Consider the following 13,483-nt stretch of genomic DNA (forward strand, 5'->3'; position numbering starts at 1 on the left):
GATTTTTTGTCAGCGGTGCGAATCCTCGCACGACGGCACGCAGCGAACGCGTCGTGGCGACCCATCGCGCAATGGGCTTGCTCCTGCCGCGCTGCACCATCGAAATTCGTCCGCGTGCCTTGACATGATCCGGTCCGTATCCGATCATTCGATCACTAGCCGAGCAATTGTTCGCGTGATGAGCGTTCGCTCACCGCGCGCCAAAATGTAAAAACGAAGCGGAGACAGGCAGTGGCACGATTGCAGGACAAAGTCGCCATTCTGACGGGCGCGGCCAGCGGTATCGGTGAAGCGGTAGCCCTGCGCTATCTCGACGAGGGCGCGCGCTGCGTGCTGGTCGACGTGAAGCCGACCGACAGCCTCGGCGGCGCGCTGCGCGGCATCTACGGCGAGCGCGTGTTGAGCGTCAGCGCCGACGTCCGGCGCCGCGAGGACATCGAGCGCATCGTCACGAGCACGCTCGGCTGCTTCGGCCAGATCGACATCCTGTTCAACAATGCGGCGCTGTTCGACATGCGCCCGCTCCTCGACGAATCCTGGGACGTGTTCGACCGCCTGTTCGCGGTCAACGTGAAGGGCATGTTCTTCCTGATGCAGGCGGTCGCGCGGCAGATGGTCGAGCAGGGCCGCGGCGGCAAGATCATCAATATGTCGTCGCAGGCCGGGCGGCGCGGCGAGGCGCTCGTGTCGCACTACTGCGCGACCAAGGCGGCGGTGTTGAGCTATACGCAGTCCGCGGCGCTCGCGCTCGCGCCGCATAAGATCAATGTGAACGGCATCGCGCCGGGCGTCGTCGACACGCCGATGTGGAACGAGGTCGACGCGCTGTTCGCGCGCTACGAGAACCGGCCGCTCGGCGAGAAGAAGCGCCTCGTCGGCGAGGCCGTGCCGCTCGGCCGCATGGGCGTGCCCGACGACCTGACCGGCGCCGCGCTGTTCCTCGCGTCGGCCGATGCCGACTACATCACCGCGCAGACGCTGAACGTCGACGGCGGTAACTGGATGAGCTGAATAAAGAGCAGGGAGCGGGCACGTTGACTGCTCTGAGCGGCGCGTCATTCCGTCAAACGAACGCAGCATCACATAACGTACGAGAAAGGAGACAACGATGAAACCAGCTTTCAAATTCGTGCTGAAGGCGGCCGGTGCCGGCGCGGCCACCTGCTTCGCGCTGAGCGCATCGGCGGCGACGGTGACGATCGCGACGCTGAACAATCCGGACATGATCGAGTTGAAGAAGCTGTCGCCCGCGTTCGAAAAAGCGAATCCGGACATCAAGCTGAACTGGGTGATCCTCGAGGAAAACGTGCTGCGTCAGCGCGCGACGACCGACATCACGACCGGCAGCGGCCAGTTCGACGTAATGACGATCGGCGCGTATGAAACCCCGCAATGGGGCAAGCGCGGCTGGCTCGCGCCGATCACCAACCTGCCGGCGAGCTATGACCTCAACGACGTCGTGAAGACGGCCCGCGACGGTCTGTCCGCGAACGGCCAGCTGTACGCGCTGCCGTTCTACGTCGAAAGCTCGATGACCTATTACCGCAAGGATCTGTTCGACAAGGCCGGTCTGAAGATGCCCGACCAGCCGACCTACGACCAGATCGCCCAATTCGCCGACAAGCTCACCGACAAGTCCAAGGAGCAATACGGCATCTGCCTGCGCGGCAAGGCGGGCTGGGGCGAGAATATGGCGTACGCCACGACGGTCGTGAACACCTTCGGCGGCCGCTGGTTCGACGAGAAGTGGAACGCGCAGCTGACCTCGCCGGAATGGAAGAAGGCGATAACGTTCTACGTCGATCTGCTGAGGAAGGACGGTCCTCCGGGAGCGAGCTCGAACGGCTTCAACGAAAACCTGACGCTGATGTCGTCGGGCAAGTGCGCGATGTGGATCGACGCGACGGTCGCGGCCGGCATGCTCTACAACAAGCAGCAGTCGCAGATCGCCGACAAGGTCGGCTTCGCGGCCGCGCCGATCGAGGTCACGCCGAAGGGCTCGCACTGGCTGTGGGCGTGGGCGCTCGCGATTCCGAAGTCGTCGAAGCAGCAAGATGCGGCGAAGAAGTTCATCGAGTGGGCGACCTCGAAGGAGTACATTGACATGGTCGCGAAGGATGAGGGCTGGGCCTCGGTGCCGCCGGGCACGCGCGAGTCCACCTACGCGCGCCCCGAGTACAAGCAGGCCGCGCCGTTCGGCGACTTCGTGCTAAAGGCGATCCAGACCGCCGACCCGGATCATCCGACCTTGAAGCCGGTCCCGTACACGGGTGTGCAGTTCGTCGGAATTCCCGAATTCCAGTCGTTCGGCACGGTGGTCGGGCAGAGCATCTCCGGCGCGATCGCCGGTCAGATGACGGTCGACCAGGCACTCGCGGCCGGCAACGCGGCCGCGAATCGCGCGGTCAAGCAGGCGGGTTATCAGAAGTAACCCGGCAGGCCCGCCGCATCGACCGATGCGGCTCATGCAGCAGGGCGGCCATTCGTCTGCGCCCGATGCGATGCGGCGCGTGTCGTGCGCCATTCAGGCACGGCACGCCGCGTCGCACATACGCGGCTCGGGCGAACGCTCCGCGCATTACCGAACAGGTGGTCCATCATGCGTCCTTTGCGCCTACCTCTGATGCAAACCCATCCCCAGACAGAAAAAGAACGCGAGGAGCGTAAGGCCAATTCGGCCCGCTGGCTCGTGGCGCCGTCGGTCGGCGTGCTCGTGCTGTGGATGGTCATCCCGCTCGCGATGACGATCTGGTTCTCGTTCTCGCACTACAACCTGCTCAATCCCGATCTGCGCGGCTTCGCCGGCTTCGACAACTACCGCTATCTCGCGACCGATCCGTCGTTCGGTCCGTCGATCGCGCATACGATCGAGCTGATCGTATGGGTGCTCGTGATCACCGTGGGCGGCGGCGTGCTGATGGCGATCCTGTTCGATCGCAAGTTCTACGGGCAGGGCGTGGCACGCCTGCTCGCGATCGGCCCGTTCTTCGTGATGCCGACGGTCAGCGCGCTGATCTGGAAGAACATGATCCTGCACCCGGTGTACGGCCTCGTCGCGCAGGGCATGCGCGCGCTCGGCATGCAGCCGATCGACTGGTTCGCCGACTATCCGCTCACCGCGGTGATCATGATCGTCGCGTGGCAGTGGCTGCCGTTCGCGTTCCTGATCCTGTTCACGTCGATCCAGTCGCTCGATCAGGAGCAGAAGGAAGCCGCGAAGATCGACGGCGCCGGTCCGTTCTCGATGTTCTTCTACATCACGCTGCCGCACCTGCGACGTGCGATCGCGGTCGTCGTGATGATGGAGACGATTTTCCTGCTGTCGATCTTCGCCGAGATCTATACGACCACGGGCGGCGGTCCGGGCAACGCGACCACCACCCTGTCGTACCTGATCTTCGCGCTGGGCCTGCAACAGTTCGACGTCGGTCTCGCCTCGGCGGGCGGTATTCTCGCGGTCGTGCTGGCCAATATCGTGTCGATCTTCCTCGTGCGGATGCTCGCGAAGAACCTGAAAGGGGAGTACGAAAAATGAGCCACGTTGCCTCCACTACGGCATCGACGACGCAGCCGGTCGCGGTGCCGACCAAATCGCCGTTCGACACGATTCGTCGCGGCATTCCCGGCGTGATCGCGTGGCTCGTCGCGCTGCTGCTGTTCTTCCCGATCTTCTGGATGACGATCACCGCGTTCAAGACCGAGCAGCAGGCCTATGCGTCGTCGCTGTTTTTCGTGCCGACGCTCGACAGCTTCCGCGAGGTGTTCGCGCGCAGCAACTACTTCGCGTTCGCGTGGAACTCGATACTGATCTCGGTCGGCGTCACACTGCTGTGCCTGATCCTCGCGGTGCCGTGCGCGTACGCGATGGCGTTCTTCCCGACGCGCCGCACGCAGAAAGTGCTGCTGTGGATGCTGTCGACGAAGATGATGCCGTCGGTCGGCGTGCTGGTGCCGATCTATCTGCTGTGGAAAAACACCGGCCTTCTGGATACCGTGTCGGGCCTGATCATCGTCTACACGCTGATCAATCTGCCGATCGCGGTCTGGATGGCGTTCACGTACTTCGCCGAGATTCCGCGCGACATTCTCGAAGCCGGGCGCATCGACGGCGCGGCGACGTGGCAGGAGATCGTCTATCTGCTGATGCCGATGGCGCTGCCCGGGCTCGCGTCGACCGCGCTGTTGCTCGTGATCCTGGCGTGGAACGAGGCGTTCTGGAGCATCAACCTGTCGAGCTCGAACGCGGCGCCGCTGACCGTGTTCATCGCGTCGTATTCGAGTCCTGAAGGTTTGTTCTGGGCCAAGTTGTCGGCCGCTTCGTTGCTGGCGGTCGCGCCGATCCTGATCGTCGGCTGGCTGTCGCAGAAGCAGTTGGTGCGCGGGCTCACGTTCGGGGCCGTCAAATGACGGCTGGCCCGGGCATCGTGCGCTATGCGTTGATCTGCGATTGCGACGGCGTGCTGATCGACAGCGAAGCGGTGGCCGCGCGCATGCTGGTGCGCGAACTCGAGGCGCGCTGGCCCGGCATCGACGTCGCGCCGGTGGTGCTGCCGCTGCTCGGGCTGCGCATCGAGCGCGTGTTGCAGGACACCGCGACTCAGCTCGGCAAACAGCTCGGCGCCGACGATATCGATGCGATCCGCCGCGCGGTCGAAGCGGCGGCGATCGAGGCGCCCGCCGTCGATGGCATCGAGATGGCGCTGACCCAGGTGCCGCTCGTCAAAGGCTGCGCGAGCAATAGCTTCCGGCCCTACGTCGAGACGGTGCTGGCGCGCACGGGCCTGAAGCGTTTCTTCGGCGAGCGGCTGTTCTGCGCCGATGCGGTGCCGAATCCGAAGCCCGCGCCGGACGTGTACCTGGCGGCGGCGCAAGGCTTCGGGCTCGCGCCGGGTGCGTGCCTCGTCGTCGAGGACAGCGTGACCGGCGTCACGGCGGCGGCCACGGCGGGCATGGCGGTGCTGGGGTTTATCGGCGGCGGTCATGCGAGCGATGCGCAGATCGATCGATTGCACGCGGCGGGCGCGCGTCATGTGTTCGAGGACATGCGGCAGTTGCCCGACCTCGTCGCGCAATGGACGCTCTCCGCGACGGCCGCGGCGCCATGAGCGCACGAATGCACGCGACACGACACGGCATCAGGTAGCAGCACGAAGTAACGAGCAGCATCGAACAGCATTACACGGAGACACATCATGGCAAGCGTAACCTTGCGCGACATCAGAAAGGCCTACGACGACAACGAAGTGATGCGCGACATCAATCTCGACATCGCCGATGGCGAGTTCGTCGTGTTCGTCGGGCCGAGCGGTTGCGGCAAATCGACCCTGATGCGGATGATCGCGGGCCTCGAGGACATCACGGGCGGCGATCTGAACATCGACGCCGTGCGCATGAACGACGTGCCGCCGGCCAAGCGCGGCATCGCGATGGTGTTCCAGTCGTACGCGCTGTATCCGCACATGACGCTGTACGACAACATGGCGTTCGGCCTGAAGCTCGCCGGCGCGAAGAAGCCGGAGATCGACTCAGCCGTGCGCAACGCGGCGAAGATCCTGCACATCGACCATCTGCTCGATCGCAAGCCGAAGCAGCTGTCGGGCGGGCAGCGTCAGCGTGTCGCGATCGGCCGCGCGATCACGCGCAAGCCGAAGGTGTTCCTGTTCGACGAGCCGCTGTCGAATCTCGACGCCGCGCTGCGCGTGAAGATGCGCCTCGAGTTCGCGCGCCTGCACGACGAGCTGAAGACGACGATGATCTACGTGACGCACGACCAGGTCGAGGCGATGACTTTGGCCGACAAGATCGTCGTGTTGTCGGCGGGCAATCTGGAGCAGGTCGGCAGTCCGACGATGCTGTATCACGCGCCGGCGAACCGCTTCGTGGCCGGCTTCATCGGCTCGCCGAAGATGAACTTCATGGAAGGCGTCGTGCAGTCGGTGTCGCATGACGGCCTCTCGGTGCGTTACGAGACCGGCGAGACGCAGCGCGTGTTGGTCGAGCCGGGCGCGGCCAAGCAGGGCGACAAGGTGACGGTCGGCATCCGCCCCGAGCATCTGCACGTCAGCACGACCGAGGATGGTATCGAGGCACGCACGATGACGGTCGAATCGCTCGGCGATGCCGCGTATCTGTACGCGGAGTCGAGCGTCGCGCCCGAGGGTTTGATCGCGCGGATTCCGCCGCTCGAACGGCATGCGAAGGGCAATACGCAGAAGCTCGGCGCGACGCCCGAGCATTGCCATCTGTTTGATAGCGAAGGCAAGGCGTTCCAGCGCAAGATTGTTGAGGTGCTGGCGGCGTGATCGCGCGATGACGCATTGCATAAGCAGGCGGCGCACGCAAGGCGCTGTCCGTGGAAGGTGTTAGGCGCGTTCGCTTGCCAAGGTGAAACGAACGCACGAAAAACCTACCGGACGGCGGGGAGTCGTCCGGTTCGGGGAAAACGAGGTTACTCGCTCATGAGACGCTTAAGTTCATTAAGAAAAGACTCGGTGGTGTGTGCCCACAGTGTCGGATCAAAACCCGCTCCATAGCTTGTTTCGAACGCAGAATCCAGATCGGTCGAGTGCTCATCCATGAACGAATTGATTTCACGAATCAAATCCGAATATGTGTGGGGACTGTCCTTCTTGTAACAAGCCACGATTTCAGCAATGGTTTCGCCAAACAGGTCAAAATCCTGACCAAAATACACGTGGAATATGCGGCGCATCGCCGGGTAGCGTTCGGGCGACATCGTTTCCCTTCAGTCAATGTAAGCGGTAAGCACGTAATATGACATGCCATTATAGGGTTCGTACTTTAGAAAGACTGTAACCCTGTTCATCTTCGTTAGCTTTCCTGTTGCCCTCGATATCCCATATCCAACGTCACCCGCGACGTGCTTAATCAGTGTGAGAGTAATATCTCGCGTCGGATTCTGCGCCCACGTGCGGATTCTACCTACGTTTGAAGACATAACTTCCGATATAGCCCATTCCGCAGTCCCGCGGCTTGTGAACGACGACACGATTTTCCGCTTCGGCTCATTTACCAATCTTTCCCGCAACTGCGCTTCGGTCCGTCCGACATGTTTCAAGAGCGTATGTCCACCGATCCGGCTGCCCGCCTTCGCCTCATGCATGTCCAGGTTGATCCGGCCCATCGTGACGCGCGCAGCGCGTGCCGCCTTGATCGAGCCGGCAAAGCCGAATGGCACGGCGATATCGAGCGACAGGCCGATATTGTTCGCCATGTCGGGGCTCGCCTTCATCGCTTCAGCGAGTTTCGTTGTGCCCTGCTGGGTCAGCGTGGCCGTATCCTGACCAGTCCAGACCTGCCGCAGGCCCGCCGCCGCCGAGTCCGAACCATGTACCCCGAACACGACACACCCGGCTTTGCTCGCCATCGTCGGGTCGGGCAAAACGCACAGCGCACCCGCACCGACCATTTCCAGCACGCCGCCGACGAGCTGTAACCCGCCCCAAAGCCGGTTGGAAAGCATCTCGGTCTGGCTGATCGACTGGCGGGATAGCACGGCCGCGAGTTGCGGAGCGCTCAGTACAACCTTCACTCCGTCGGCATTATCTGCACCGGGCATATCGAACCCCTCTGATGTTTTTATGGGGTTCCGATGCTGCCGTGCGGACCGTCTCTCAAGATTCGGACGACTCCGAATTTTCCGTAGCCCGATGCACGAGACCCGTTCTGCATCAAGCAGGAATAGCCGCAGCATGATGCTCGCCGTGACTGTTTCGTCATAACGGCGCTACAGGCAGGGAATCGACATTTGATTCGGGTACTGTGATAAGTAGTGGAGATGGTCAATATTTCTGTATCTGGCTTGAAGATGAAGACTGATTTGGCAAGCGAGTAGACAATCGCTCTGGATAGATTAAACAGAAGGCACGCTTCTTCTGCGGGCGCTTTTTTATGCCTTGCGTTGAAAGAATCATGCGTGTCAAAGGCACGCACTGCAGATCGTCAAGCGTGAGCGGTGCTTGCGGGCGTTGACGCGATAGAGCGCGACCGGCACGCATTCGAAACTCACGCCTCCAACGCCGCCCGCGCACACAACTCATCGGTCACGAGCCCCGACAACCATCCCCCCTTGAGCACCGCGATCAGCGCCTCGCGCTTGCGCAGCCCGCCCGCGAAGCCGATGGTCGGCCGGCGTGGCGGCGTGTCGAGCGCGATGCTCGTCACGCGTCGGCCGGTCGGCGATTCGACGTGCGCGCCGGCCGCATCGATCGGCAGGCCGAGCATTTCGGCGACCGCGCCGTTCTGCATCAGCTCGTTCACCTCGCCTTCCGTGATGAAGCCGTCCTCGTGCAACGGACAGGTCATCCCAATGTTGCCGATGCCGACGAACGCGACATCGGCCTGCGCCGACAGCGATTCGACGATCCGATAGAGACGGTGATTGCACCACTGTGCGCGCTCGGCCTCGCTGTCGGCGAGCAGCGGCGCGGGCAGCAGAAAATGCTTGCCCCCGGTCTTTTCCGAAATGTGCAGCGCGACGTCGTAACGGTTCGAGGAGCCGTCCTGCGCGATCGCGCCGACCATCGATACCAGCCGATGCTGCGGACGGTCTAGCTGCGCGATCTGATCGACCGCGGCCTTCAGCGTGCGGCCGCTGCTGACCGCGACGACCATCGGCTTTTCCTCGCTCAGATAGCGCTCCATTACCTGCGCGCCGGCCACCGCAAGCTTGCGGTCGACTTCCTCGGCCGTATCGCCGTCGATCGGCACGATCTCGCATAGGCTGAGGCCATAGCGCTTCGACAGCTGATCGGCGAGCGACAGGCAATCAGCGAGCTTGTGATCGACCCGCACGCGGATCAGGTTCTTTTCGACCGCGAACGCGACGAGCCGCTGCGCGACCGGCCGCGATACCTGCAGCTTCTCGGCGATTTCGTTCTGGGTATTGCCCGCGACGTAGTAGAGCCACGCGGCGCGCGTGGCGAGATCGAGTTTTTCTGTGGACCTGGGCACGATGAGGTTTCGGTTGAAGTGCGCCGATGATAGCGGCCGGCGGCGCGTCTGTCGCGCGGGCTGGCCGCGGTTGACGCTCAGGCGAGCGGTGCGCGCGCGGGATCGAACAGCGGCCGTACGTGTCGATACAGCGCGCGATACGCTTCGAGCCGGGTGCGCAATTGCGCGTGGCGGCGCGGATTCGGTGTGAACTCCTTTTCGACAGGCGGCTTGGTCAGCACGGTGGCCGGCTCGCCACCGGCGGCGAGCCAGCCGAGACGCGCCGCGCCGAGCGCCGCGCCGGTTTCGCCGCCACCGTGCTTGACGGTGACGGTGTCGAGCGCATCGGCGAGCAACTGGGCCCAGTAGTCGCTGCGTGCGCCGCCGCCGAGCAGCGACAACACCTTCGCCTCGGTGCCGGCCGCGCGCAGCGCGTCGAGGCCGTCGGTCAGCGCGAGCGTCACGCCTTCGAGCACCGCGTAGCCGAGCAGCGCGCGGTCGGTTGCGTGAGTCATGCCGAAGAATGCGCCTTGCGCATAGGGGTCGTTGTGCGGCGTGCGCTCGCCCGACAGATACGGCAAAAAGAGCGGCGCGGTGGTCAAGGCCTCGGCGGGCAGCGCCTCGATTTCGGCGAGCAGCGTCGGCTCGTCGGTCGACGTCAGCTTGCAGACCCAGCGCAAACAGCTCGCCGCCGACAGCACCACGCTCATCTGATGCCAGCGGTCCGGGATCGCATGACAGAACGCGTGCACGGCGGAGGCCGGGTTCGGGCGGAAGCTGTCGCCGACCACGCACAGCACGCCCGAGGTGCCCAACGACACGAAGCCGTCGCCCGGTTGCGTCGCGCCGATGCCGATCGCGCTGGTCGCGTTGTCGCCGCCGCCGGCCGCGACGATCACGTCGTCGCGCAGGCCGAATTCGCGCGCGAGTTCCGGCAGCAGCGTGCCGGCCGGCGCGCTGCCTTCGCGCAGCGCCGGCATCTGCGCGCGCGTCATGTTGCAGGCAGCGAGCAGCGAATCGGACCAATCGCGTTTCGCGACGTCGAGCCACAATGTGCCGGCCGCGTCCGATGGATCGGACACCTTGCCGCCCGTCAGTTGCAGGCGCAGATAGTCTTTCGGCAGCAGCACGCAGGCAGTCCTCGCGAAAATCTCCGGCTCGTGACGCGCGACCCACAGCAGCTTCGGCGCCGTGAAACCGGGCATCGCCAGATTGCCGGCGACGCTGTGCAGTTCCGGCGCGCGCTCGGTCAGCTCCGCGCACTCCTTGTCGCTGCGCATGTCGTTCCACAGGATCGCGGGCCGCAGCACGCGGTTTTCCGCGTCGAGCAGCACCGCGCCGTGCATCTGCCCCGACAGGCCGATGCCGCGAATCTGCGCGAATTCGTCGGGATGACGCGCGCGCAACGCGGCGAGCGCCGTGCGCGTGCCGGCCCACCAGTCTTCGGGATTCTGCTCGGCCCAGCGCTGGTGCGGACGCGAAACGGTGAACGGCGAGCCTGCGGTGCCGATCACGCGGCCGTCGGAGGCGAGCAGCAGAACTTTCACTTCGGACGTGCCGAGGTCGATGCCAAGGTACATGGGAGCGAAACCTTCGTCGTTGGGGATGCGCTACTTTAGCGGTTCATCGCGCGCGCTGTCATGCGCATTAAGCCTGGCTAGTCGCGCCGCGTTCGGCGAGCCATGCGTCGACCCGCGCGAGCGCGCCCGCGAGTGCCGCTTCGAGCTCGGGCGTCTGCGCCATGCCGCCCCACAGCAGCCGGTCGGCCGCGAACGCGCGCAGCGGATCGGGCGCCGTGAAAAAGGCGTGCGCGACGCGCTCTTCCATCACGCCGTCCTGATACGCGTAGGGCAGCTTGCCCGTGTGCCAGCGTTCCAGAAAGCGGAAGAACAACGCGGGCAGCATCGCGCTCGCCGCCGGCGTGACGCCGCGCTCGAAGCATTCGGCGAGTGTCGGCGCGATGAAGCCGGGCAACTTCGAGAAGCCATCGGCGGCGACGCGCTGGTTCGTGTCGAGGATATGCGGGTTGCTGAAGCGCTCGAGCACGACGTCGCGATAGCGTTCGAGATCGAGCGGACTCGGTGTCAGACACGGGATCACGTCCTCGGTCACGTAGTCATACGCGAACTGGCGGATGTCGGCATCGAGCGTGCCTTCGTGGATGTAGTTCAGGCCGACCAGCGTGCCCGCCCACGCGATGCAGCTATGCGTCGCGTTGAGAATGCGGATCTTCGCTTCCTCGTACGGCAGCACCGAATCGACGAGTTCCGCGCCGACCTTCTCCCAGGCGGGCCGTCCCGCGATGAAGCGGTCTTCGATCACCCACTGGATGAACGCCTCGCCCATCACCGGACTCGCGTCGTCGACGCCGGTCGCGGCCTTCACGCGCTCGCGCACGTCGGGCGTCGGACGCGGCGTGATGCGATCGACCATCGAACACGGGCATGACGTGTTGTCGTCGAACCATTGCGCGAGTTCGTTCGCGCCGCGTCGTTCGAGAAACTCGCTCATGCCCGCATGAAAGCGCTCGCCGTTGCTGCGCAGGTTGTCGCAGGTCTGCAGCGTGACGGGTCCCGCGCCGCGCTTCACGCGCGCGTCGAGAATCGCCGCGAGCGCGCCGTAGATCGTCGTGTGGCCGCCGGCGAGGTCGGCGGCGAGATCGGCATTCGCGGTGTCGAGCCGGTCGTGTTCGTCGAGGTAATAGCCGCCTTCGGTCACGGTGAACGCGATGATCTTGCAAGCCGGATCGGCGCCCGCGTCGATCAGTCCGTCGAGGCTTTCGCTCCACGGCAGCACGCGCTCGATCGAGCGGATCGTCTCGTAGGCGCGCTCGCCTTGCGGCGTGACGGTTTCGAGCGTGTAGACGCCGTTCTGCGCGGCGAGCGCTTCGAGCACCGGGTTCATGTCGCCGCGGATATTGCCCACGCTCAGCGACCAGCGCGGCTCGCCGGCCGTGCTCGCTTCGTTCAGCCGGTGCAGATACCACGCCTGATGCGCGCGATGAAACGATCCCGCGCCGATGTGCAGGATCACGTGTGCGGCCGCGCCGCTGCCTTGCCCGCTGTTCATGTTGTGTCTCCAAAAACTTGTCCGCGGCGCTCGCGGCGCGCGTTCTGTGCGTGCAGAGCATTTGCTCTGTATGTGAGCGAATGATCGTACCCGGAGAAACGAAAGTCAAGGCAAGGGGGCGGGCTTTTGATGGCGCAGCGCGCCATGGGCGATGCGTCGGCGGCAGCGGCGAGCAACCGAGGCGAGAAAACGAGTCGCGCCGCTCATATTGCATTGCATCAAATTTGACCGCGCACGCGTCGGGGCTAACCCGAATACAAAAAAGTATCGGTCCGCGGTTTCTTTTAAAGTGGTCGCCAACGCGTTTGGCGGTTACTTTTCGCTTTACAAGATCAAGATCGGCGGTGCCTCCCGCGCGCCGCTTCATGGAGGCAGACAGTGCAACCTGATCTCGAAATCGTGGCCGTACGCCACGACGAATCGTTCAAAGTGTGGTCGCATGGCTATCCGTATCGCACGGTGCGCTGGCACTTTCATCCGGAGTACGAAATCCATCTGATCGTCGCGACGACCGGCAAGATGTTCGTCGGCGATCACATCGGCAGCTTCGCGCCCGGCAACCTCGTGCTGATGGGGCCGAATCTGCCGCACAACTGGGTCAGCGACGTGCCCGAAGGCGAGAGCGTCGTGCAGCGCAATCTGGTCGTGCAGTTTGGCCAGGAGTTCGTATCGAACTGTCTCGAGAGTTTTCCGGAGTGGCGTCAGGTCGAGGCGCTGCTCGCCGATGCGCGTCGCGGCCTGTCGTTCGGCCTGGAGACATCCGCGCAGATCAAGCCGCTCTTTCTCGAACTGCTCGCGGCGCGCGGGCTGCGCCGGCTCGTGCTGTTCATGTCGATGCTCGAGATCCTGATCAACGCGCCGGATCGCGACACGCTCGCGAGTCCCGCTTATCAGGCCGATCCGACCAGCTTCGCGGCGACCCGCATCAATCACGTGCTCGCGTATATCGGCAAGAACCTCGCGAACGAGTTGCGCGAGTCGGAGCTTGCGCAACTCGCCGGCCAGAGCGTCAGCGCGTTTTCGCGTTATTTCCGCCGCCATACCGGGCTGCCGTTCGTGCAGTATGTGAACCGCATGCGCATCAATCTCGCGTGCCAGTTGCTGACCGACGGCGAACTGAGCGTGACCGACATCTGCTTCAAGGCGGGCTTCAACAACCTGTCGAATTTCAACCGGCAGTTTCTTGCGATGAAGGGCATGGCGCCGTCGACGTTTCGCCGTTATCAGCAACTGAACGATGCGAGCCGCGATGCTTCCGAGCAGGCGGCCGCGCATGGCAGGGGCATCGACAACGCGCCGGCGATCGTGCTCGCGCCGGGCTTGTCGCGTAGCGGCGTCGCGTACCCGGTCACATAGTGCCCATCCGGTAGTTCACAGCTTTATTCCACTCGCGTTTCAACACGCATCGATCGCGCTGTGCGCCCACAGCGCGACGGGGCGTGCTCACTTCAAAAAATGGAGA

Annotated in this window: 12 protein-coding genes; 7 read left to right on the forward strand and 5 right to left on the reverse strand. The window is 64.0% G+C overall.

The window, feature by feature from the left end:
• Positions 1–231: 231 nt before the first annotated feature.
• From OKW35_RS30025 to OKW35_RS30050, 6 genes are all read left to right on the forward strand, one after another.
• Entirely contained in the window at positions 232–1,011 is a 780-nt protein-coding gene (locus OKW35_RS30025; protein ID WP_184006440.1) for an L-iditol 2-dehydrogenase, read from the forward strand.
• A 97-nt stretch (positions 1,012–1,108) separates the two neighbouring features.
• Positions 1,109–2,431, forward strand: a complete 1,323-nt coding sequence (locus OKW35_RS30030; protein WP_429553961.1) for an ABC transporter substrate-binding protein — start codon at positions 1,109–1,111, stop codon at positions 2,429–2,431.
• Positions 2,432–2,599: 168 nt separating this feature from the next.
• Entirely contained in the window at positions 2,600–3,535 is a 936-nt protein-coding gene (locus OKW35_RS30035; RefSeq protein ID WP_026226016.1) for a carbohydrate ABC transporter permease, read from the forward strand.
• On the forward strand, positions 3,532–4,407 hold the full coding sequence (locus OKW35_RS30040; RefSeq protein ID WP_184058279.1) for a carbohydrate ABC transporter permease: 876 nt from the start codon (positions 3,532–3,534) through the stop codon (positions 4,405–4,407). Before OKW35_RS30035 ends, OKW35_RS30040 begins: the two co-directional genes overlap by 4 nt.
• Positions 4,404–5,105, forward strand: coding sequence for an HAD family hydrolase (locus tag OKW35_RS30045; RefSeq protein ID WP_429553962.1), 702 nt, complete (start codon positions 4,404–4,406; stop codon positions 5,103–5,105). The genes OKW35_RS30040 and OKW35_RS30045 overlap by 4 nt, the downstream gene beginning before the upstream one ends.
• An 87-nt stretch (positions 5,106–5,192) precedes the next feature.
• Positions 5,193–6,302, forward strand: a complete 1,110-nt coding sequence (locus tag OKW35_RS30050; protein WP_429490108.1) for an ABC transporter ATP-binding protein — start codon at positions 5,193–5,195, stop codon at positions 6,300–6,302.
• A 146-nt stretch (positions 6,303–6,448) separates the two neighbouring features.
• Here the strand turns inward: OKW35_RS30050 and OKW35_RS30055 are convergent, their stop codons facing one another.
• The 5 genes from OKW35_RS30055 to dalD all read right to left on the reverse strand — a co-directional run bounded on the left by OKW35_RS30055 (position 6,449) and on the right by dalD (position 12,021).
• On the reverse strand, positions 6,449–6,736 hold the full coding sequence (locus OKW35_RS30055; protein ID WP_429553963.1) for a contact-dependent growth inhibition system immunity protein: 288 nt from the start codon (positions 6,734–6,736) through the stop codon (positions 6,449–6,451).
• Positions 6,737–6,745: 9 nt separating this feature from the next.
• A complete protein-coding gene (locus tag OKW35_RS30060) occupies positions 6,746–7,579 on the reverse strand; it encodes an RNase A-like domain-containing protein (protein ID WP_184058612.1) in 834 nt (277 codons plus the stop codon).
• Between the two features lie 446 nt (positions 7,580–8,025).
• The gene (locus OKW35_RS30065) at positions 8,026–8,973 is read right to left on the reverse strand and encodes a sugar-binding transcriptional regulator (protein WP_429553964.1); all 948 of its coding nucleotides are present in this window, start codon (positions 8,971–8,973) and stop codon (positions 8,026–8,028) included.
• A gap of 77 nt (positions 8,974–9,050) precedes the next feature.
• A complete protein-coding gene (gene xylB, locus OKW35_RS30070; RefSeq protein ID WP_429553965.1) occupies positions 9,051–10,532 on the reverse strand; it encodes a xylulokinase in 1,482 nt (493 codons plus the stop codon).
• 67 nt (positions 10,533–10,599) lie between these two features.
• Positions 10,600–12,021, reverse strand: a complete 1,422-nt coding sequence (dalD, locus tag OKW35_RS30075; protein WP_429553966.1) for a D-arabinitol 4-dehydrogenase — start codon at positions 12,019–12,021, stop codon at positions 10,600–10,602.
• A gap of 378 nt (positions 12,022–12,399) precedes the next feature.
• Here dalD and OKW35_RS30080 point away from each other — a divergent pair, with 378 nt between their 5' ends.
• Positions 12,400–13,377: an AraC family transcriptional regulator gene (locus tag OKW35_RS30080; RefSeq protein ID WP_429553967.1), complete on the forward strand. Its 978-nt coding sequence runs from the start codon at positions 12,400–12,402 to the stop codon at positions 13,375–13,377.
• Positions 13,378–13,483 lie beyond the last annotated feature (106 nt).

Source organism: Paraburkholderia sp. MM5477-R1 (assembly GCF_050436385.1).
GTDB classification, from domain to species: domain Bacteria; phylum Pseudomonadota; class Gammaproteobacteria; order Burkholderiales; family Burkholderiaceae; genus Paraburkholderia; species Paraburkholderia tuberum.

Excerpts from the sequence above, each read along its gene's own strand:
- OKW35_RS30055 (WP_429553963.1), bottom strand. The coding sequence starts at position 6,736 with ATGTCGCCCGAACGCTACCCGGCGATGCGCCGCATATTCCACGTGTAT.
- OKW35_RS30060 (WP_184058612.1), bottom strand. The coding sequence starts at position 7,579 with ATGCCCGGTGCAGATAATGCCGACGGAGTGAAGGTTGTACTGAGCGCT.
- dalD (WP_429553966.1), bottom strand. The coding sequence starts at position 12,021 with ATGAACAGCGGGCAAGGCAGCGGCGCGGCCGCACACGTGATCCTGCAC.
- OKW35_RS30045 (WP_429553962.1), top strand. The coding sequence starts at position 4,404 with ATGACGGCTGGCCCGGGCATCGTGCGCTATGCGTTGATCTGCGATTGC.
- OKW35_RS30030 (WP_429553961.1), top strand. The coding sequence starts at position 1,109 with ATGAAACCAGCTTTCAAATTCGTGCTGAAGGCGGCCGGTGCCGGCGCG.
- OKW35_RS30035 (WP_026226016.1), top strand. The coding sequence starts at position 2,600 with ATGCGTCCTTTGCGCCTACCTCTGATGCAAACCCATCCCCAGACAGAA.
- OKW35_RS30050 (WP_429490108.1), top strand. The coding sequence starts at position 5,193 with ATGGCAAGCGTAACCTTGCGCGACATCAGAAAGGCCTACGACGACAAC.
- xylB (WP_429553965.1), bottom strand. The coding sequence starts at position 10,532 with ATGTACCTTGGCATCGACCTCGGCACGTCCGAAGTGAAAGTTCTGCTG.
- OKW35_RS30040 (WP_184058279.1), top strand. The coding sequence starts at position 3,532 with ATGAGCCACGTTGCCTCCACTACGGCATCGACGACGCAGCCGGTCGCG.